Source organism: Janthinobacterium sp. GW821-FHT03A03 (genome assembly GCF_059421435.1).
In genome coordinates this window covers 171706-192518 of record NZ_JBWKUZ010000001.1, presented here as the reverse complement: position 1 = coordinate 192518, position 20813 = coordinate 171706, and the positions used below count along the sequence as shown (strand labels likewise).

The window sequence follows — 20813 nt, the reverse complement described above, 5'->3', positions numbered from 1 at the left end:
TCGGCTGTCAAGACGCCTCTGCTTTTTGCGTATGGATTCTTTATTCGAAGAATGACGCTGGATGAATTTGATTTGTGTATGGCAGGAAATCATGAAATTTCAATTGTTAAATAAATTTAATTTTCCAATTGGCAAAAAAAGCGTGGATAGTTTTGTTTTTTTGCAATGCCAATCTAGACATCTGTTGTTTTTTTGTGACGTTTTATATCGTCGTTGCGACGATTGCCCGCCGCATTGCGGCAGCGCTACGGGCAAAAAAAAGCCGCCCGTGGAGGGCGGCTGGCATGACGGGGGAGCGCGATTACTGAAACGCCACCTCGGCAAAACTGCGCAATTTGCGGCTGTGCAGGCGGTCCACGCCCTGGCGGCGCAGCAGTTCCACGGCGCGGATGCCGATGCGCAGGTGCTGGTCGACGCGCTCGCGGTAGAAGTGGTTGGCCATGCCGGGCAGCTTGATTTCGCCGTGCAGCGGCTTGTCGCTCACGCACAGCAGGGTGCCGTACGGGACGCGGAAGCGGAAGCCGTTGGCGGCGATCGTCGCGCTTTCCATGTCCAGCGCGATGGCGCGGCTCTGGCTGAAGCGGCGCTCCGGCGTGCGCTGCGGCAGCAGTTCCCAGTTGCGGTTGTCCGTGCTGGCGACTGTGCCCGTGCGCATGATGTGCTTTAAATCATGCCCCGTCAGCTGGGTGATTTCTGCCACCGCCGTTTGCAGCGCCTGCTGGATTTCCGCCAGCGGCGGGATCGGCACCCACAGCGGCAAGTCTTCGTCGAGCACGTGGTCTTCGCGCACATACGCATGCGCCAGCACGTAGTCGCCCAGGCTTTGCGTGGTGCGCAGGCCCGCGCAGTGGCCCAGCATCAGCCAGGCGTGCGGGCGCAGCACGGCGATATGGTCGGTGATGGTCTTCGCGTTGGCCGGCCCCACGCCGATATTGACCATGGTGATGCCGCTGCCGTCCGCGCGCAGCAAATGGTAGGCGGGCATCTGCGGCAAACGCGGCGGGGCCGCGCCCAGCGCGTCGTCGCTTTCGCCGGCATGGCCGACGCGGCGCGTGACGACGTTGCCCGGTTCGACAAAGGCGATGTAGCCATCGTCGTCCGACGGTGCGGCGGCGTCGGGCGCGCGCTGCATCAAGGCTTGTCCCAGGCGGATGAATTCATCGATGTAGAACTGGTAATTGGTAAACAGGACGAAGTTCTGGAAGTGCTGCGGCGAGGTGCCGCTGTAGTGGCGCAGGCGCTGCAGCGAATAGTCCACGCGCGGTCCCGTAAACAGCGACAGCGGCTGCGCTTCGCCGTGCGCCGTCTCGTGCGTGCCGTTGGCGATGCCGTCGTCCATGGCCGACAGGTCCGGCAAGTCGAACAGGTCGCGCATGGCCATGCGGCGGCCCGCATCCATATTGCCTTCGATGTGGTCGTGCTCGGCGAACGAGAAGTGCACGGGGATGGGCTGGGCGCTGACGCCCACTTCCAGCAGCACCTTCTGGCCACCGTTATGGTTTTTCAGCAGCAGGGTGAACTGGTCGAGGTAATAGTCGCCAAACAGGTCGGGGCGGGTCAGCGTGGTTTCAAACACGCCGGGGCCGGCGACAAAGCCGTAGGCCAGCGGCGAGTCGGCGCGCGCCACGGTCTCGGTCTGGATGCGTACGAAGGGGTAGCAGGCGCGCACCCGTTCGTGCATGTCTTCGCCAGCGACAAAGCGCTGCAGCGCATCGCGCAAGTGTTCGATGCTGCTGCGGTAAATGGCTTGCACCTGCGCCAGCGCCTGGCGTGGATCGTCGAAGCGGGCGGAGGCGATGAAGGGGGGCGTAAGCAAGCGGATTCTCCTTGTGGCGGTTCGTGCATATCATTGTAAGGCAGCAAGGCAAGTCGTGTTGGCCGCGTTGCCTGGCCGTCTGGGGCGCTTGACGGATTCAAATAGAATCGGTATTCTATTTGAATGGTCAGACTAGCCAAATTCAACGAAAACAACTTCATCGACAGCGCGATCGCCGTCGCCGCCCAGTGCGGCGTGGGCGCCGTCTCGATGGCCGCCATCGCCGTCAAGGCCGGTGCGCCCATCGGCTCCGTGTATCACCGCTTCGATTCGCGCAACGCCATCCTGGCGCGCGCCTGGCTGCGCGTGAAAAGCGACTTCCGCGAGGAAGTGGCCAGCCGCTGGCTCGGCGGCGACACCTGGGCCGGCGTGCACGGCTTGCTGGACTGGTGCCGGCGCAAGCCCGTGTACGCGCGCTTCCTGCTGCAATGCGAGGACAATCCCGATTTCAGCGGTGGTCTCAGCGAGGAATTGCTGGCCGCCGTCGAAGAGGAGCAGGCGGCGCTCGACGCCTGCTTTGAGCGCTGCGCCGAAGCCATGCCCGCCAGCAAGGAGCTTGATCTGGATCACATGCTGCTCAAATTCGTGCTGATCGACGCCCCCGTGGCCGTCGTCAAGCCTTACCTGGCGCAGGAGCGGCCGATACCGGCCAGCGTCGATGCCATGCTGCGCGCCGCGCACGACGCCGTGCGCGGCTGGGCGACCCAAACCATCACACACTGACAAAGAAAAGAATCTCCATGCGCTATTCCTCCCAGCTTGAACACGGCAAGAAAATCCCCCTGCACGACGAAGAAGGTTTCATCGGCATGCGCGCGGCCGGCCGCATCGCCGCCGATACGCTCGACTACATCACGCCCTTCGTGAAGCCGGGCGTATCGACGGCCAAGCTTGACGCCCTGTGCGAGGAATTCATGCGCGCCGCCGGCGCCATCCCCGGCACCATCGACTACCACGGCTACAAGCACGCCAGCTGCATCTCCGTCAATCACGTGGTCACGCACGGCATCCCGTCCGAGACGAAGATACTGAAAGTGGGCGATATCCTGAACATCGACGTGACGCCGAAGTTCCAGGGTTGGTTCGGCGACACCAGCCGCACCTTCAAGGTGGGCGCCGTGTCCATCCTGGCCAACCGCCTCGTCAACACGGCGTATGAAGCCATGATGGCCGGCATCCACACCGTGCGCCCGGGCGCGACCCTGGGCGACGTGGGCGCCGCCATCGAGGCGGTGGCCAAGGCGCAGGGCTTTTCCTCCGTGCGCGATTTCTGCGGCCATGGCGTGGGCCAGGTCTTCCACGACACGCCGCAAGTGCTGCACTATGGCCGCGCCGGCACGGGCATCGTGCTGGAACCGGGCATGATTTTTACCATCGAGCCGATGCTCAACGTGGGCAGCTACCAGGTCAAGGTCTTGCCCGACAAATGGACGACGGTGACGAAAGACCGTTCGCTGTCGGCGCAGTTCGAGCATTCGCTGGCCGTGACGGAAACGGGTTTTGAAATCTTCACCCTGACCGGCTTGTCCGATCCGCTGGCGTAAGCATGGATGACGCGCGCCGGCAGCAGCTTACCGAGATCGTCGCCGCGAAAGCCGGCGTGGATGCGGCCTGCGCGGCGCGCCACCTGGCGCAGCATGATGACGACGTGGCCGCCGCCCTGCGCGGCATTGACGCCGAGCGCTACACGCTGACGCAGCGCCTGCTGAACAAGTACCGGCGCGACCCGCAAGACGCGCTGCAGCAGGTAGCGCTGGCCGTGCTGCAGCAGGAAGGCATCCGCGACGACCGCGTGCTGCGTTCTGAACGCATCGCGGCCCTGGCGCCGCCCGTCGCCGGCGTGGTGCTGCTGGCCGAGTGGCTGGCCTATGTGGAATGGGAAGGCTTCGACAGCGCGCTGTACGCGAATATCGACGCGGTGGCCGCGTTCATCGACGGCGAATTGGACCTGCCCGGGGTGGCGGCCAACCTGCTGCAGGCGCGCGACGAATGCGCGTTCGAGGCGCAGCGCCCCGCACTGGCGCAGGCCGCGCTGGCGTACATCGAACGCCACATGACGCAGTTTCCCTGACGGCGGGCGCTTTGCCGCCGGCGTGGCAGGTCTTACAATGGAGGCAAGCACTGTTGCCCCATTTTGAAGACTCCACATGAGCGATTTTCCCGAAGATATCTACACCGAGCCGTCCGTCGACGTGCACACGCTGAACAACCTGGGCCCATTGACCGGCATGGCCGGCATCTGGACGGGCACGCGCGGCCTGGACGTCAAGCCGAAAGCCGACGGCCCGCGCAAGCAGGCCTTCGTCGAGCGCATCGAGCTGCAGCCTATCGACCCCGTCACCAACGGCCCGCAACTGTTCTACGGCTTGCGCTACTACATCCACATCACCAAGCCGGACCAGGTCAAAACCTACCATGAGCAAGTCGGTTACTGGCTGTGGGAGCCGGCCACGGGCGCCGTGATCCAGACCCTGGCCATCCCGCGCGGCCAGATCGCCATGGCGTCGGGCACGACGACGGCGGACGCCACCAGTTTCGAACTGGTGGCCAAACGTGATTCGACGGCCTACGGCATCTGCTCGAATCCCTTCCTTGAACACGCGTTTACCACCGTCGAATACCGCATCAAGGTCGACATCCACGCCGACGGCAGCTGGGGCTATGACGAAGACACGGTCATGCTCATTCGCGGCAAGGATGAACCGTTCCACCACACGGACCGCAACCTGCTGACGAAAATCGGCGAGCCGACGCCGAATCCGATGGCCTTGCAGGCGCTGGCGGCGGTGTAAAAATCAAAAAGCGGCGACTTTTGCCGCCGCTCTGCTGGAGCGCCTGAAAAATGCTCCGGGCTAGGCGCGTTGCCGCAGGCAGTACGAACGTACGGCCAGGCAAGGCAACAACGCCATGGGCTTTTTCTCAGGTCTTTTGTCGCCGCTCTGCTGGAGCGCCTGAAAAATGCTCAGGGCTAGGCGCGTTGCCGCAGGCAGTACGAACGTACGGCCAGGCAAGGCAACAACGCCATGGGCTTTTTCTCAGGTGCTCCTTAAGGTTTGCCTTGCGCGACGGCCTTAATCGCGCGCTCCTCTCCCATGGCGGCAGCGATCTTCCAGCGCTGCATGGCGCTGTCGCGGTCCGGGCGCTTCAAGCCGGCGCCTTCCCAGTCCATCAGGCCCAGGTTGTAGATGTCGCCCGCGCTGCCCTTGTCAGCGGCCAGGGTGAACCATTTGCGCGCTTCCTTGTGGTTGACGGGAATCTGGTAGCCGCGCACGTGGTACAGGCCCAGCAAATGCATGGCTTGCGCATTGCCCTTGTTGGCCGCCTGCTTCAGCAGGTCCAGGCCGCGCGCCATATTGCGCGGCTCCTGCCAGCCTTCGGCCAGCATCACGCCCTTTGCCGTCAGCGCGTAGCTGTCGTTCTTCACCAGGCCCTTGCCGACCAGGGGCTTGGCGGCCACCTGGCGCGCCTCGCGCTGGCGCGCCGTCGGCGCCGTGACGGGGCCGTTCTGGCCTTCGCCCATCAGCAGCATCCAGCCATACAGGCCATACGCGCCCGCGTCGCCCTTGCCGACCAGGCTTTCCAGCATGGCCAGCGCCTGCGTCTTGTCGCCATTTTCATACAGTTTGACGGCCCTGGCGCTGCTTGCGTCCGGCGGCACGGTGGCCGGTGCATGGGGCGCGACGGGCGCCGAGGCCATGGCCGTTTGCGGTGGCGCAGAAGCGGGACGCACGCGCGCGGGCAAGCCATAGCTGGCGGCCAGCACGGCGACGCTGGCGGGCGCCAGGATCAGCACGTGGGCCAGCTGGTTGCGGCGGCCCTTGCCGGCGATGCCCATGGCCCGTGCGGCCTGCTGCTGGCCGCCCAGCGCCTCGCTCAGCACGTTCTTGACCTTGCGGTTGAACAGCCAGTAGCCGGCGCCCGCGACGAACAGGCCGGCGGCGGCGGCCGCACCGCGCCCTGCGAAGAACCAGGCGGCGATGGCGGCGGCCAGGGCGGCCAGCGCGCTTTTCCACCAGAACTGCTTGGCCAGCCGCGTGTAGACCTGGCGCAAGGCACCGAGCACGCAGGTGCGCACATTGTTGGCATACTCGGCGGAGACGACATCGACGTGGGCGTGGTCCGCGTCGCCGCTGAGGACAGACTCGATCACGTCCGCATTCAATTCCGATGCGGCCACGTCGCGCAGCGGCGTCAATAAGCCCTGGACGTGGGCCGAGAACAGGCCGTCGTCGGCGCTGCCGGCCAGCGCGTCGCTGAGCGCCTTGAGGTCGCCGCGCAGCAGCTTTTCCACGATGTCGTCCAGGGTCAGCCAGCGCAAGTCCGTGCCGTACGCCACCAGGTGGTGCTTTTCCCCGTTGCAGGCGGCGTCCAGGCGCACGATGCGCAGCTTGCCCCCGTACAGGGCGTCGACTTCCTGCGGCTGGTCTTCATTGTAGATGCTCACTTTCGCCAGGGCCAGGCTGCTGGCGATGGCTGCCAGTGAGTGCACGCTCTCCTTGTCGCGGATGCGGCGCGCGTCGTCTGGCGCCTGCTTGGGCAGGCTGACGCTGTAGCCGGGCGCCACGTGCACGTCGATCCAGGCCGCCTTGCCCACCTTGCCGGAACCGTCGCACGGGTTGCAGCGCAGGTCGCCCGCGCCGCTGCAGGTGCGGCAGGTGACCTTGCCGCTGGCGCGGCAGGTGGCGCAATTGATGTTGCCGGAACCGTGGCAGGTGTTGCACGTGACCTTGCCGAAGCTGCAATGGTAGCAATTGCGGTGCTCGGTGCGGTACTGCGTGCGCGTTTCGCTGTGGTAGCTGGTGTGCGAGCTGCCGTTGCTGTAGGTGGTAGTGGGTACTTGCACCGTCACGTAGTCGGTGACTTGTTCGGCCACCGTGCCGTTGCCGTTGCAATACGAGCACGAGACCTTGCCGCTGCCGTAGCAGCCGTAGGCGTCGCAGCTGACGGTGCGCCCGCCGTGGCAGGTCCAGCACGTTTCCGTGGTCAAGCCGTGGCAGGTATGGCAGCCGATGCGGCCTTTGCCGGAACAGGCGCTGCAGGTATCGAGGTGCCAGTACTTGACGGCGTGCGGCAGGTAGATGCCCGCCTCGATGCCGTTGTAGGCCTGGGCCGGCTGGCGCAGGGCGGCGTCAAGCTTGCCTGCCGCGCGGCGCAGCCTTTCCTTCTCCTGCGCGTGAGCGAGCGCTCCCACCTCGTGGGAGCCACAGCGGCAGTCATTTCCCGCCGGCGCAAAATAGCCATTGATGACGCGCTGCTCGAAGCGCGCCTCGAGCGCGTAATTCGCCTGCAGCGAAAAATCCTGCAGCACGTCTTCCTCGCCCAGCGGCGTGATGTCCTGCGGCTCGAAACGCGTCTTGTCCTGCACCAGGGTGCGCAGCTTGCCCAATACGGTGGGGATGTCCTCTTTGCCGAGCTTGAGGGGCGCTGGCGCCGTCGCGGCCGTCTCTGTCACCTGCGGCGCAACCTCGCTGCCTGGGGTTTCATGGGCCGTCTCGGTGCTGGAGTTCATGCGCGTCCTTTTGCTCTCTGGAAAGATGTTTGAATTTTAGCATCCATGCCTGGAAAGCATGCAGTTTAGTCCACGTTTTTCAGCGCAGGCCGCGGCGGAACTGGTCGGGCGTGCCGCCGCTCTGGCGGCGAAACATGGCGATGAAGGCCGAGGCCGTGCTGTAGCCCAGTTCCAGCGCGATCGCCTGCACGGTATCTCCCTGTTCCAGCATCGGCAGGGCCGCCAGGAAGCGCTGGCGCTGGCGCCATTCGCCGAAGGGCATGCCCAGCTCGCGCTGACAGCGGCGCGCCAGCGTGCGCTCGGTGACGTGCAATTGCGCGGCCCACTCGGCCAGCGAGTGCTTACTTCCCGGCTCCGCCTGCAGGGCGGCCAGCAGCGCCGCGATGACGGGTTCGTCGCTGCCGGGCAGATAGTTGCGGCTGCACGGCGCCAGCTGCAGCTGGTCGACCAGCACCTGCGCCAGGCGCTGGTCGGCTTCGGTGGCGGGCGTGGTGACGCCCCTTTCGGCGAAGTCGCCGAGTATGGCTTTGAGCAAGGGACTGAGCACCAGCGCGCACGGCTGCGCCGGCAGCTGCGCGCACAGGCCGGTATCGATGTAGGCCGAGTGAAATACGACGTCCTGGCGGATATAGCCGTCGTGCAAGGTCTCGGGCGGTATCCACACGGCGTACTGGGGCGGCGACAGATAGCGCTGGCCCGCCACCATGATTTCCATCACGCCCGTGGAGCAATACGTGAGCTGGCCCCACGGATGGCTCTGGTAATCGAATTGCTGGTGCGCGTGATAGTCGTCGAGGCGAAAGTACACGGGGTAGGGCAGGGCGTCGGAAACGGCGGGGAAATGCTGGTTGCTGGCCATGGTATCTCCTGTTTTGTCCTGTTCTTCGCATCGTTTGTCCGGTTTTCATTATATCCATGGAATCGGACCATGCGAAAATGGCGGTATTAACATCTGGAGTCCGCCGCATGCAAGCCAAGCATTATCTGTTTCCCGTGATCGCCGTGCTGATCTGGGCCATCAATACCATCGTCAGCAAGCTGGCCGTGGGCGTGATCGACCCGGCCGCCATCTCGTTCTACCGCTGGCTGCTGGCCGGCGTGCTGCTGGCGCTCGTGTTTGCCCGTCCCGTGTGGAAGCAGCGCTCCGTGGTGAAACCGTATCTGGGCAAACTGTTTGTGCTGGGCATGTTGGGCATGGTCATGTACCAGTGCCTCGCGTATATCGCCGCGCAGACGACGACGGCCACCAACATGGGCATACTGGCGTCGATGATGCCGCTGCTGGCCGTGGGCCTGTCCGTGCTGGTGTTGAAAGAGGCGCCCACCGTGGGCGGCGTGTTCGGCGGCATCGTGTCCTTGCTGGGACTCGGCTACCTGCTCAGCCATGGCGACCCGGCCGCGCTGGTCGCTCATGGCGCGGCCGTGGGCGACGCCCTGATGCTGCTGGCCTGCCTGTCGTATGCGGGCTACGGCGTGCTGCTCAAGCGGTGGAAGATTCCCCTGAATAACTGGCACTCCTTGCTGATCCAGGTCTGGTGCGCCGTGCCCGTGCTGTTCGTGTATTACCTGAGCCAGTCCGCGCCGCCCGTCACCGGCGCCGGCTTGCCGCTGGTACTGTTTGCCGGCATTCCCGCTTCCATCATCGCGCCGTTCTTGTGGATGCACGGCCTGGCCAGGCTGGGGCCCAGCCGCGCCACGACATTGATGAATCTGCTTCCCGTGTTCACGGTGATCATCGCCATGCTGTTCCTGGGTGAAACCTTGCATGGCTACGACCTGATCGGCGGCGGCGTGACCCTGCTGGGCGTGCTGATGGTGCAGACCCTGAAACGTCCATTGAGGCGCGCACAGGCGTAGTATTTTTGCTATGCTGATGTTTTTCGCAAGGAGCCATCATGCCGGACATTGATACCCTGTTGAGCGAACTCGAAGCCTTCGGCAGCAGCAACGATGCGGCGCACGCGGAGCGCGCCAGCCGCATGCTCAACATCACGCGCGACACGGGCGAATTGCTGGCCGTGCTCGTGCACGCGCGCGGCGCGCGCCGGGTGCTGGAAATCGGCACCTCGAACGGTTACTCGACGCTGTGGCTGGCGCGCGCCGTGCAGGCGCTGGGCGGCAGCGTGGTGACGGTGGAAAAGGCGCAGGACAAGTTCGACATGGCGCACGCCAACTTTGTGCGCGCGCAATTGCAAGGCGTGATCGGTCAGCTGCTGGCCGACGCCGGCGACGTGCTGCGCGATGCGGCGGACGGCGCCTACGATTTCATCTTCCTCGATTCCGCGCGCCAGCAATACGAACAATGGTGGCCGCAGCTGGACCGCGTGCTGGCGGCCGGCGGCGTGCTGGTGGTCGACAACGCCAGCTCGCACTACGCGGACATGGCGCAGTTTCTTGACGCCATCCGCGCCGACAGCCGCTACACGACGTGCCTGGCCACGGTCGGCAAGGGCGAATTCATCGCCGTCAAGGCGGGCAACTAACGCTTACTCGGCGACGATGGCCGCTTCCAGCACGCGCACCAGCGATTCGACGCCTCGGGCGTCGACCTCGTCGAAGCGGCCGGTCAATGGGCTGTCGAGGTCGAACACGCCGATGATGTGACCTTGCGCAAACACGGGCACCACCAGTTCCGAACGCGAATTGACGTCGCAGGCGATGTGGCCGGGAAACGCATGCACGTCCTGCACGACGATGGACTTGCCTTCGACCACCGTGGTGCCGCACACGCCGCGTCCTTTCTTGATGCGGATGCAGGCCGGCTTGCCCTGGAACGGCCCCAGCACCAGTTCCTCGCCTTTCAGAAAGTAGAAACCGGCCCAGTTCAGGCCCGGCATGGCGTGGAAGACCAGCGAACTGAAGTTGGCCGTATTGGCGATGAAGTCGGTTTCGCCCGACAGCAAGCCTTGCAGCTGCGAACGCAGATCCGCATACATGGCTTGCTTGGCTTCGGGGGTATCGGTGGCGTAGGCGGTGTCGCTGAGGGTAAACGTCATGGTCGTGGCGGGGCGCAAAATGGGGAAGGCGCCATGGTAGCGCGTCTGGCGCGTCCGCGCGCGGCCCTCACTTTTGCAGATGTTCTTGCGCCAGCCGGCGCAGCAGGGGCAGGGCAGCATGCCCGTGTTCTTCCCGCCAGGCCAGGCCGATGCCGGCCGCCAGTTCCTCGCCCTCTGCCAATGGCCGGTAGGCCACGCCAGCGAGGCGCAGCGCGCGGAACGAGTCGGCCAGCAGCGCCATGCCCTTGCCGGCCGCGACGTCGCCGAGCAGCACGTGGTGGTCGGGCGCTTCGCGCAGGAAGGCGGGGGCGAAGCCGTGGCGGCGGAAAATGGCCTGGCAATGGTCGAAAAAGGCGGGCTGGCGCGCCCGTTCGAACCAGTAGATCGATTCCTGCGCGATATCAGACAGGCCCAGCTTGCGCTTCTTCGCCAGGCGGTGCCCGGCGGGCAGGGCCAGCATCATGGGCTGGCGCGCCAGCGGCTGCACGGCCAGCTCGAACGTGGCGCTGGGCAGGGCGAGCAGGGCGGCGTCGAGCTGGCCCTTGCGCACGGAGGCCACCAGGCGCGGCGACGGCGCCGCCGTCAGCTCCAGCCGGACATTGCCCAGTTGCGCCTCCAGCTGCCCTTCCAGCACCGCCAGCAGCGGACGGAACAGGCCCGCTTCCACGGAACTGGTCAGGCCCAGGCGCAGGCGCGCCGGGGCCGCATCGCGCTGCAGCGAGGTTTGCGCCGCATCCAGCAAGTCGAGGATGTGCAGCGCCTGCGGCAGCAGGGTGCGGCCCGCCTGCGTCAGGGCCACGCCCTGCGTGTCGCGCTCGAACAATCGGGCGCCCAGCTTGTCTTCCAGCGTCTTGATGGCGCGCGACAGGGGCGGCTGGGTCATATGCAATTGCTCGGCCGCCTGGCGGAAGTTCAGGCAGCGGGCGACGGCGCAAAACAGGGTCAGGGCATGGGTGTCAAGGGCTCTCATACCAGAAAGGTATCACGAAATCGCGCATTCCCCCGCCAGCCGGCGCGGTCTAGACTGGCCGCATTGACACTTGAGGGAGATCAACATGCAACTGCAACAACGACGCATCGGCCATAGCGGCTTGACCAGTTCGGCACTGGGCCTGGGCTGCATGGGCATGTCGGAATTCTATGGCGCCACGGACGAGGCGCAATCCTTGGCCACGCTGGAAGCGGCCCTGGCGGCGGGCGTGACCCTGTTCGACACGGCCGACGCCTACGGTTTCGGCCACAACGAGCAATTGCTGGGCCGTTTTCTGAGCAAGCATCGCGGGCAGGCGCTGGTCGCCACCAAGTGCGGCCTGGCGCGCGAGGCGGGCAGCTATGCGCGCCGCGTCGACAATGCTCCCGCCACCATCCGCCATGCCTGCGAGGCGTCGCTGGCGCGCCTGGGCGTGGAGACCATCGACCTGTTCTACCTGCACCGCCTGAACCTGGACACGCCGCTGGAAGAATCGATGGGGGCGCTGGCGCAGCTGATGCAAGAAGGAAAAATTCGCGCCGTGGGCCTGTGCGAAGTGAGCGCCGCCACTTTGCGGCGCGCGGCGGCGCTCTGCCCCGTGGCGGCCGTGCAGAGCGAATACTCGCTGTGGACGCGCGAGCCGGAGCAGGGCGTGCTGGCCGCCTGCCGCGACGTGGGCGCCAGTTTCTTTGCCTACAGCCCGCTGGGACGCGGTTTCCTGACGGGAACGATCGTCGGCGCGGACAGTCTCGACGCGGGCGACTTCCGCCATTTCAATCCCCGTTTCGCGGCCGGAAACCTGGCGCGCAACCAGGCCATCGTGGCGCTGGTCCAGGACCTCGCGCGCGCCAAAGGCTGCACGCCGGCCCAGCTGGCGCTGGCCTGGCTGCTGGCGCAGGGCGACGACATCATTCCCATCCCCGGCACCAAGCGCATCGCCTACCTGCACGACAATCTCGGCGCGCTGGACGTGCGGCTCGATGCCGCGGAACTGGCGGCGATCAGCGCCGCCTTTCCTTTGGGCATGGCGGCGGGCGCGCGCTACACGGACGAAGGCATGAAGGGCGTGGATGCGTGAAAAAAGGCGCGCGAGTGTACGCCAGCGTACCTAACTGAAGCTTTTCCTGCGGGACAATCCCCGACGATCTGCTAGCATTTGGCAGTGACTGCTCGGTGCGCGTTGCACCGTGTTCAACAGTCAGGTATCCGATGAGGTGGATGTTGTTAGATGACGATATTTTCGATATAGAACTGAAATTATTGCTTGAGGGAATCTTGTTGAGATATCAGCACGATTTCCGCGATTATTCCGTGGCGTCGCTGCGCCGCCGCATGCGCCAGGCCATGGAGCGCTTCGGCTGCGCCAGCCTGTCGCAGTTGCAGGACCGCATACTGCACGAACCTGCCGTGTTCGCGCAGATGCTGCAGTTTTTCACCGTGCAGGTGAGCGAGATGTTCCGCGATCCCGCGTATTTCCGCGCCCTGCGCGAAAAAGTCGTGCCCATCCTGCACACTTATCCATCGATCAAGATCTGGGTGGCCGGCTGCAGCAGCGGCGAAGAGGTGTGGTCGCTGGCCATCCTGCTGGACGAGGAAGGCTTGCTCGAACGCAGCATGATTTATGCGACGGACATCAATGTCGAGGCGCTGGCGGCCGCCGAAGCGGGCATATACGCCGTCGAGCGCATTGCCCAGTTCAGCGAGAATTATCAGCTGGCGGGCGGCAAGCGCTCGCTGTCCGACTATTACACGGCGGCCTACAAGGGCGCCATCTTCGACCGGCGTCTGCGGCGCCAGTTCGTCTTCGCCGACCACAGCCTGGCGACGGACAGCGTGTTTTCGGAGGTGCACATGGTTTCCTGCCGTAACGTGATGATTTATTTCAATAAAGATTTGCAGGACCGCAGCCTGGGCCTGTTCCACGAAGCGCTGGTGAACCGGGGCTTCCTGGGCCTGGGCATGAAGGAAAGCCTGCATTTCAGCCGCCATGCGGACAGCTTCAACGAGCTGAGCCCGGCCGAGCGCATCTTCCAGCGGGCCTGACATGCTGCCCACCTGCGACGTGGCGCCGCCGCCACCGGGCCTGCGCCTGATCGCCATCGGCGCTTCGGCCGGCGGCGTGGAAGCGCTGGGCATCGTGCTGCGCGCCTTGCCGGCCCGCTGCCGCGCGGCCGTCGTGGTGGTGCTGCACCTGGCGCCGGGCCGCTCCAGCCAGTTGCCGCAGCTGTATGCGCAGCGCTGCCAGCTGCCCCTGCGCGAAGCGCAGGACAAGGAGCCGCTGCAGGCCGGCGTCGTGTATTTCGCGCCGCCCGACTATCACCTGCAAATCGAACCCGAAGGCTGTTTTTCGCTGTCGCAGGAAGAACCCGTGAATTTTTCGCGCCCGTCCATCGATGTCCTGCTGGAAACGGCGGCGTATGCCTACCGGCGCGCCATGCTGGCCATCATCCTGACGGGCGCCTCGGCCGACGGCGCGGCGGGGCTGGCGCGCGTGCGGCAGCTGGGCGGCGGCGCCTGGGTGCAGGACCCGGCACGGGCCAGTTGCGCCGTCATGCCGGCCGCTGCGCTCAAGCGTGCCGGCGCCGACCGCGTGCTCGATTTGCCGCAAATGGCCGCCAGCCTGGCGTTGCTCGGTGCATGAACGGACAAATGGATCGCTGCGGGGAGTGCGTGTAATATATGACCACTGATGTGAATACAGAAATAATACTAATTTTAAATATCGCAACATGCCGGCATGCCGCCATGGCGACGCCTGAAGACTGATCCGTGACTGCACCTATTCATATCCTCGTCGTTGACGACATCGCGCAAAACCTGATCGCCGCCGAAGCTGTGCTGGCGCGGCCCGGTATTGTTGTCCTGAAAGCATCATCGGGCGCGGAAGCGCTGGAATTGCTGTTGACGCACGAGGTCGCGCTGGCCCTGATCGACGTGCAGATGCCGCAGATGGACGGCTTCGAGCTGGCCGAGCTGATACGCGGCAGCGAACGCACGCGCAGCATTCCCTTGATTTTCCTCACGGCCGCCTCGCGCGAACCGAGCTACAGTTTCCGTGGCTACGAGGCGGGCGCCGTCGATTTCCTGTACAAGCCCATCGACGTGAAAGCCTTGCAGAGCAAGGTGGCGGTGCTGGTGCAGTTGTACCAGCAGAAACGCGAACTGTCTGCCCAGCTCGACGAGCTCAAGCACGCCCTGCACCTCAACGAATTATTTACGGCCGTGCTGGGCCACGACTTGCGCACGCCGCTGTCGGTGGTGATGAACGGCGCCATGCTGCTGCCGATGATGAGCGACCACCCGAAAGTGGTCGTCACGGCGCAGCGCATCGAAAGCAGCGCCAAGCGCATGGCGCGCATGGTCGACCAGTTGCTGGACCTGGCGCGCATCCGCTCGGGCACGATGGAGTTGCGCAGCAGCATGCACGACTACCTGGCGCTGGCGCGCGCCATCGTCGAGGAATTCGAAACGGCGGGACAGGCCGCATCCATCGAACTGAGCAGCGTCGGCGAGCTGCATGGGCAGTGCGATGCGGGCTTGCTGTCGCAAGTCATTTCTAATCTCTTAAGCAACGCCATCACGCATGGCGAGGCGGGCGCACCCGTGCAGCTGGCGCTCGACGGGCGGGCTGCCGACTGCATCGAGTTGCGCGTGATCAATCGCGGCGTGATCCCTGCCGCCCTGCTGCCGACCCTGTTTGAGCCGTTCCAGCAGGCGCGCGAGAAACGCAGGACGGGGCAGGGACTGGGCCTGGGCCTGTACACCGTGAACATGTTCGTCAAGGCCCATGGCGGCACGGTCGAGCTCAGCTCGTCGGCGACGCAGGGCACGGTGGCGACGGTGCGCATTCCGCGCCATTGCCATGTGTGCGTGCAGCCCGACGTGGCGGCGCCATGAGCAAGCCTACCTGGCCGCGCGGCGGCGGCAGCATGGGCGAGCTGGTGCGCCAGTTCGACTGGTCGGCGAGCAGCCTCGGCGCGCTCGACGCCTGGCCCGCCCATTTGCGCACCAGCGTCGACATCGTGCTCCATTCGCCGATGGCGATGGTGCTGATGTGGGGGCCGCAGCACGTGATGGTCTATAACGACGAGTACATCAATATCGCCGGCCCGCGTCATCCGGCCGCGCTGGGCGGCACGGTGCCGGCCGTCTGGCCCGAGATCTGGGACTGGAACGCGCGCATCCTGGAGGCGGGCTTGCGCGGCGAGACGCAGGTGCACCGCGAGCGCTGCCTGCCGCTGTTGCGCGACGGGCAGCCGACGGACGTCTGCTTCGACCTGTTCTACACCCCCGTGCATGGCGCCGATGGCCAGGTCGACGGCGTGCTGTGCACGGCCGTGGAATTGACGGCGCGCATGGAAGAAGGGCGCCAGCTGAAGCTGGCCACGGCCGAGCTGGGCAAGCTGAACGCCACCTTGCAGGCCGAGAGCGAGGCGGTACGGGCCGCGAACCGCCGCCTGGACGAGGACCGCGCCCTGCTGCGCGCCCTGTTCCAGCAGGCGCCCAGCTTCATGGCCCTGCTGCGCGGGCCGCAGCATGTGTTCGAGCTGGCCAATGAACACTATCTGCGCCTCGTGGGACGCGACGACCTGCTGGGCCAGCCCGTGGAAGTGGCCTTGCCGGAAGTCAAGGCGCAGGGCTTCATCGACCTGCTCGACCAGGTCTACCGTTCCGGCGTTGCCTACGAGGGACGCCAGGTCAGGGTGGACTTGCAGACGGCGGACGGGCAGACGGGCGAGCGCCATGTCGATTTCGTGTACCAGCCCATCAAGGATGCGGACGGCGCGGTGACGGGCATCCTCGTCGAAGGCATCGACGTCACCGAGCGCATGGAAGGCGAGGAGCGCCTGCGCCTGGCGCAGCAGGCGGGCGGCATCGGCACCTTCGAATGGTTCCCCGAGACGGGCGCGATGCTCGTGTCGCCCACGTTCCGCCGCCAGTGGGGCATCGCCGATGATGAGGAAGTCACGCAGCAACTGCTGGTGAGCCTGGTCGATGCGCGCGACCAGCAAAAGGTCGGGCCCAGCAAGCTTGAGCTGGCGCCCAATCCGCTCGAATACGTGGAATACCGCATCCGCCGCCCCGCCGATGGCGCGGTGCGCTGGATCGCGCGCCAGGGCGAGGTCATTGCCGGCCGCTTGCCGGGCCAGCGCCGCTATGTGGGCGTGTCCTTCGACGTCACGGAACGGCGCCAGATCGAGGAGGAACTGATGGCCAGCCAGGAGCGCATGGCGGCCATTTTCGGCCAGGCATCCGTCGGCTTGTCCGAACTGGGCCTCGATGGCCGTTTCCAGCGAGTCAACGGCGCGCTGTGCTGCATGCTGGGGCGGTCGGCCGAAGAGCTGCTGAGCCTGAACATGAACGATATCCTGCATCCCGACGACGTGCCGGGCAACAATGTGCTGTTCCGCCGCCTGGTGGAGACGGGCGAGTCGTTTTCGCTGGAAAAGCGCTACCTGAAACCCGATGGTTCGCAAGTGTGGGTGTCGAGCAATGTCAGCCGCCTCGTCGATGAACAGGGACACACGCGTTCCTTGATCGCCGTCAAGACGGATATCACGGACCGGCGCCGCGTGGAAAAAGCGCTGCATGAATTGAACGAAACGCTCGAGCACCGGGTCGAACAGGAAGTGAGCGAGCGCACCAAGGCCGAAGACGCCTTGCGCCAGGCGCAAAAAATGGAAGCCGTGGGCCAGCTGACAGGCGGCATCGCGCATGACTTCAACAATGTGCTGCAGATTATTTCCGGCAATTTGCATCTGCTGCAGCACCTGGCGGGCACGGATGGCCTCATGCGCCAGCGGCTCGACACGGCCATTGCCGCCGTCGAGCGGGGCGCCAAGCTGTCCTCGCACCTGCTGGCGTTTGCGCGGCGTCAACCGCTCAAACCCGTGGTGGCGGACCTGGCCCGCGTGGTGCGCAATATGGATGCGCTGCTGCGGCGCGCCTTGGGCGAGGCCATCGACATCGTGCTGGTGGGCGGCGGCGGCCTGTGGAACACCCTGGTCGACCGCAGCCAGATCGAAAACGTCATCCTCAACCTGGCCATCAATGCGCGCGACGCCATGGATGGCGCGGGCAAGCTGACCATCGAGCTGGGCAATGTCGTGCTCGACGAGCATTATGTGCACAACCTGGTCGACGTGCCGGCCGGACAGTACGTGATGCTGTCGGTGACGGACACGGGGCGCGGCATGAGCGGGCCCGTGCTGCAGCGCGCGTTCGAGCCGTTCTTCACCACCAAGCCGGAAGGGGCGGGCACGGGCCTGGGCCTGTCGATGGCCTACGGCTTCGTCACGCAGAGCCGCGGCCATATCCGCATCTACAGTGAACCTGGCGTGGGAACGGGAGTCAAAATCTATCTGCCCCGCTCCCTGATGGCCGAGGCGGACGAGGAAGTGGAATTGAGCGGCGTCGTCACGGGCGGCACGGAAACCGTGCTGGTGGTGGAAGACGACGTGGGCGTGCGCACCACGGTGGTCGACATGCTGGGCGCGCTCGGCTATACGGTGCTCAAGGCCGAGGATGGCGAAAGCGCGCTGGCCGTGCTGCACAGCGGCGCGCAGATCGATCTGTTGTTTACGGACGTGATCATGCCCGGTCCCGTCAGCAGCACGGACATGGCGCGCCAGGCGCGCGAGCTGCAGCCCGATATCGCCGTGCTGTTTACGTCCGGCTATGCGCAAGACGTCATCGTGCACGAAGGGCGGCTCGACGCAGGAGTAGAATTGCTCAGCAAGCCGTACCGGCGCGAAGAGCTGGCGCGCAAGCTGCGCCATGTGCTGGCCAACCGCCAGCAGCAAATGCGCGCGCGCCAGTTTGAACGGTCCGGCGCACCGGTGTCCGGCGGCCTGGCGGCCAGCGCACTGGGCGCCGGCACGCCGGGGCTGGATTTGACGGGCCATGCGCCGGCGCCGCAGGGAGACATGCCGACATCGATGAAAATACTCGTGGTGGAAGACAACCTCGATTCGCAGCTGATGGTGTGCGAGCTGGTGGGCATGCTCGGGCATACGGTGAGCGGCGTGTCCGATGGCGAGTCCGCGTGGCAATTGCTAAGCGAACAAGACTTCGATATCCTGTTTACCGATGTCAGCCTGCCCGGCATGTCCGGCATCGCGCTGGCGCGCATGGTGCTGCGCGAAAAACCTGACATGCGCATCATCTTTTCCACCGGATACGGCAAGGAATCGATGGATGAGCTGGGCTTTTCCGCCAGCGTCCTGCGCAAACCGTATGATTTGATGGAGCTGCAAGCGGCACTCGACCAATCCTGACGGGCGCGCGCCATCGGCCCGCCCGTCTTACCCTGCAGAGGCAAGCATGACCCCTGAACTGACGATGCTCGCGTGTACCCTCGTGCTGGCCCTGCTGCAAATCCTCCTGCCTGCGCTGTTGCGCACGCTGGAAACGGGTCCTCAATACAATATGGGGGCGCGCGACAGCGCGGGGCCGCCCGTGGGCAAGGTCACGGGCCGCTTGCAGCGGGCCCAGGCCAACCTGTTCGAAACCCTGCCCCTGTTCGCCACCGCCGTGCTGATCGTCCACGTGACGGCGCAGGAAAGCGCGCTGACCCTGTACGGCGCGGCCCTGTACCTGGCCGCGCGCGTGCTCTACCTGCCCCTGTACGCGTTCGGCATCCCCGTCGTGCGCACGCTGGTGTGGTGCGTGTCGGTTGCCGGCCTGCTGATGCTTTACTGGGCCATCCTGTTCGCTTCCTGAATTCCTACGCGGGCTGTAGCGGCCGTCCTATGGCCTGTCGACAGGCCCGGCCGTAAAGTAGCGGCGAGCTGGCGACTGGCGCCGGCATGCGAGGAACCAGACCGCGATGGCGACTACTATTTCTGCAGTGCAAGACCTGGGCCGCGTGCCCCAGCGCAAGATCCAGCGCCTGCTGCGCTCGGTATTCGGCATCGCGCGCCTGCGCGCGGGCCAGCAGGAAGTCATCGACAGCGTGCTGGCCGGGCGCGATACCCTGGCCATCATGCCCACGGGCAGCGGCAAGTCGCTGTGCTACCAGCTGCCGGCCGCGCTGTTGCCGGGCGCCACGCTCGTCGTGTCACCGCTGATCTCGCTGATGCACGACCAGCTGGAAAAATTGCATGCACTGGGCATCACGGCCGTGCAGCTCAACAGCAGCCTGTCGCGCGCCGAGGAAGACGATGCCATCGCCCGCATCGCCCAGGGTGGCAAGCGCATCATTTTTTGCACGCCGGAACGCCTGGCGACGGCCGGATTCCTGGCCCTGCTGGCCGCCGCACCGCCGGCGCTGGTGGTCATCGACGAAGCCCATTGCATCTCCCAGTGGGGTCACGATTTCCGTCCCGCCTACCTGGACATCGCCGCCGCCCTGCGCGCCCTGGGCCGCCCGCCCGTGCTGGCCTTGACGGCCACGGCCACGGAAGACGTGGTGGCCGACATCCGCGCCCAGCTTGCCGCGCCGCAGTTGCGCGTCGTCAATACGGGCATTTACCGCGCCAACCTGCGCTATGGCGTGGTCCAGGTCACCAATGCCGGCGAAAAACACGATGCAGTCCTGCGCCTGCTGCGCGAGACGCGAGGCGCGGGCATCGTCTACGCGGCCACGGTGAAAACCGTCGAAGAGCTGGCGACGCGGCTGGCGGAGCTGGGCGCAAGCGTCACCTGCTACCACGGCAAGCTGGCGGCGCGCGAGCGCAAGCACAACCAGGACCTGTTCATGGGCGGCGAACGCCGCATCATGGTGGCCACCAACGCCTTCGGCATGGGCATCGACAAGCCCGACACGCGCTTCGTCATCCACCTGCAGGTGCCGGCCAACCTGGAAGCGTACTACCAGGAATCGGGCCGGGCCGGGCGCGACGGCATGCCCGCCGACTGCACCTTGCTGTATTTCCAGGAAGACAAGCGGGTACAGCAGTTTTTCCTGGCGAAACACTACCCAACGGCTGACGAGCTGGCCGCCATCGTGGCGGCAGCGCAAGAACTGCCGGCCACGTTCGCGTTCGCTGCGCTGGCGTCCAGCCTGCCCGATTTTTCCGACGGTCACCTGAAGGTGTGCCTGAAACTGTTGAAAGACGGCAAGCTGCTGCGCCAGGACCGCCAGCTGGGCTACACCCTGAAAGCGCCCTCGGCCAGCTCGCCCACGTACGCGCAGCTGGCGCAGGTCTATGTCGACAAGCAGGAGCGCGACAAGCAGGCGCTCGAGCAGATGGTGGCGTATGCGCAGAGCGGTTTTTGCCGCTGGAAGCTGCTGCTCGAGTATTTCGGCGATGCGGGGGATTTCGAGCGCTGCTGCACCTGCGACAATTGCCAGTCGCCGCCGGCGCTGACGACGCCCATGCTGCTCGACGACGCCCCCGTGCCGCCGCTGCCCGCCGCGCCATCGGCACCGTCGATCGCCGTGGGCAGCCGGGTGCGCGTGCCCCGCTTCGACATCGGCACCGTGCTGTCGGTGGCCGGCGACCAGGTCACCATCGCGTTTCCGGAAAACACCACGCGCACCTTCATGGCGGAATTCGTCGCCCCCGCGTGAAGCCAGTG

The 20813-nt window shown here is 65.5% G+C and carries 18 protein-coding genes; 13 read left to right on the top strand and 5 right to left on the bottom strand.

The window, feature by feature from the left end:
• Positions 1 to 301 precede the first annotated feature (301 nt).
• Positions 302 to 1816: an AMP nucleosidase gene (locus AC07VI_RS00910; RefSeq protein WP_086144071.1), complete on the bottom strand. Its 1515-nt coding sequence runs from the start codon at positions 1814 to 1816 to the stop codon at positions 302 to 304.
• Between the two features lie 123 nt (positions 1817 to 1939).
• On the opposite strand from AC07VI_RS00910, the gene AC07VI_RS00905 reads away from it, so the two are divergent.
• From AC07VI_RS00905 to AC07VI_RS00890, 4 genes are all read left to right on the top strand, one after another.
• Positions 1940 to 2539 (top strand): TetR/AcrR family transcriptional regulator, encoded by a 600-nt coding sequence (locus tag AC07VI_RS00905; protein WP_086144072.1) that lies wholly within the window; start codon positions 1940 to 1942, stop codon positions 2537 to 2539.
• Between the two features lie 17 nt (positions 2540 to 2556).
• Entirely contained in the window at positions 2557 to 3360 is an 804-nt protein-coding gene (gene map, locus AC07VI_RS00900) for a type I methionyl aminopeptidase (RefSeq protein WP_492995366.1), read from the top strand.
• Positions 3361 to 3362: 2 nt separating this feature from the next.
• The gene (locus tag AC07VI_RS00895; protein WP_099420575.1) at positions 3363 to 3887 is read left to right on the top strand and encodes a hypothetical protein; all 525 of its coding nucleotides are present in this window, start codon (positions 3363 to 3365) and stop codon (positions 3885 to 3887) included.
• Positions 3888 to 3963: 76 nt separating this feature from the next.
• Entirely contained in the window at positions 3964 to 4608 is a 645-nt protein-coding gene (locus AC07VI_RS00890) for an FABP family protein (protein ID WP_086144075.1), read from the top strand.
• Positions 4609 to 4862: 254 nt separating this feature from the next.
• Here AC07VI_RS00890 and AC07VI_RS00885 read toward each other — a convergent pair whose 3' ends face one another.
• The gene (locus tag AC07VI_RS00885) at positions 4863 to 7325 is read right to left on the bottom strand and encodes a tetratricopeptide repeat protein (RefSeq protein WP_492995363.1); all 2463 of its coding nucleotides are present in this window, start codon (positions 7323 to 7325) and stop codon (positions 4863 to 4865) included.
• A gap of 79 nt (positions 7326 to 7404) precedes the next feature.
• Positions 7405 to 8184 carry an AraC family transcriptional regulator gene (locus AC07VI_RS00880; protein ID WP_492995361.1) on the bottom strand — a complete coding sequence of 260 codons (780 nt, stop codon included), beginning with the start codon at positions 8182 to 8184 and terminating at the stop codon, positions 7405 to 7407.
• Positions 8185 to 8291: 107 nt separating this feature from the next.
• Between AC07VI_RS00880 and AC07VI_RS00875 the strand changes: the two genes are divergently transcribed.
• Both AC07VI_RS00875 and AC07VI_RS00870 read left to right on the top strand, forming a co-directional pair.
• Positions 8292 to 9182, top strand: coding sequence for a DMT family transporter (locus AC07VI_RS00875; protein ID WP_492995359.1), 891 nt, complete (start codon positions 8292 to 8294; stop codon positions 9180 to 9182).
• Between the two features lie 38 nt (positions 9183 to 9220).
• The gene (locus AC07VI_RS00870; RefSeq protein WP_086144079.1) at positions 9221 to 9808 is read left to right on the top strand and encodes an O-methyltransferase; all 588 of its coding nucleotides are present in this window, start codon (positions 9221 to 9223) and stop codon (positions 9806 to 9808) included.
• A 3-nt stretch (positions 9809 to 9811) separates the two neighbouring features.
• Here the strand turns inward: AC07VI_RS00870 and AC07VI_RS00865 are convergent, their stop codons facing one another.
• Both AC07VI_RS00865 and AC07VI_RS00860 read right to left on the bottom strand, forming a co-directional pair.
• Positions 9812 to 10321: a GAF domain-containing protein gene (locus tag AC07VI_RS00865; protein ID WP_086144218.1), complete on the bottom strand. Its 510-nt coding sequence runs from the start codon at positions 10319 to 10321 to the stop codon at positions 9812 to 9814.
• Positions 10322 to 10388: 67 nt separating this feature from the next.
• Entirely contained in the window at positions 10389 to 11291 is a 903-nt protein-coding gene (locus tag AC07VI_RS00860; protein WP_492995357.1) for a LysR family transcriptional regulator, read from the bottom strand.
• An 85-nt stretch (positions 11292 to 11376) separates the two neighbouring features.
• Between AC07VI_RS00860 and AC07VI_RS00855 the strand changes: the two genes are divergently transcribed.
• The 7 genes from AC07VI_RS00855 to AC07VI_RS00825 all read left to right on the top strand — a co-directional run bounded on the left by AC07VI_RS00855 (position 11377) and on the right by AC07VI_RS00825 (position 20805).
• The gene (locus AC07VI_RS00855; protein WP_216356304.1) at positions 11377 to 12369 is read left to right on the top strand and encodes an aldo/keto reductase; all 993 of its coding nucleotides are present in this window, start codon (positions 11377 to 11379) and stop codon (positions 12367 to 12369) included.
• 131 nt (positions 12370 to 12500) lie between these two features.
• Positions 12501 to 13334: a CheR family methyltransferase gene (locus AC07VI_RS00850; protein WP_172404655.1), complete on the top strand. Its 834-nt coding sequence runs from the start codon at positions 12501 to 12503 to the stop codon at positions 13332 to 13334.
• A gap of 1 nt (position 13335) precedes the next feature.
• A complete protein-coding gene (locus AC07VI_RS00845) occupies positions 13336 to 13932 on the top strand; it encodes a chemotaxis protein CheB (protein ID WP_492995354.1) in 597 nt (198 codons plus the stop codon).
• 128 nt (positions 13933 to 14060) lie between these two features.
• A complete protein-coding gene (locus AC07VI_RS00840; protein WP_086144081.1) occupies positions 14061 to 15188 on the top strand; it encodes a hybrid sensor histidine kinase/response regulator in 1128 nt (375 codons plus the stop codon).
• Complete coding sequence (locus AC07VI_RS00835) at positions 15185 to 18568, top strand: hybrid sensor histidine kinase/response regulator (protein ID WP_086144082.1); 3384 nt, start codon at positions 15185 to 15187, stop codon at positions 18566 to 18568. The genes AC07VI_RS00840 and AC07VI_RS00835 overlap by 4 nt, the downstream gene beginning before the upstream one ends.
• Positions 18569 to 18614: 46 nt before the next feature.
• Positions 18615 to 19013 carry an MAPEG family protein gene (locus AC07VI_RS00830; protein ID WP_099420808.1) on the top strand — a complete coding sequence of 133 codons (399 nt, stop codon included), beginning with the start codon at positions 18615 to 18617 and terminating at the stop codon, positions 19011 to 19013.
• A gap of 106 nt (positions 19014 to 19119) precedes the next feature.
• A complete protein-coding gene (locus AC07VI_RS00825) occupies positions 19120 to 20805 on the top strand; it encodes a RecQ family ATP-dependent DNA helicase (RefSeq protein WP_492995350.1) in 1686 nt (561 codons plus the stop codon).
• Positions 20806 to 20813: the final 8 nt, after the last annotated feature.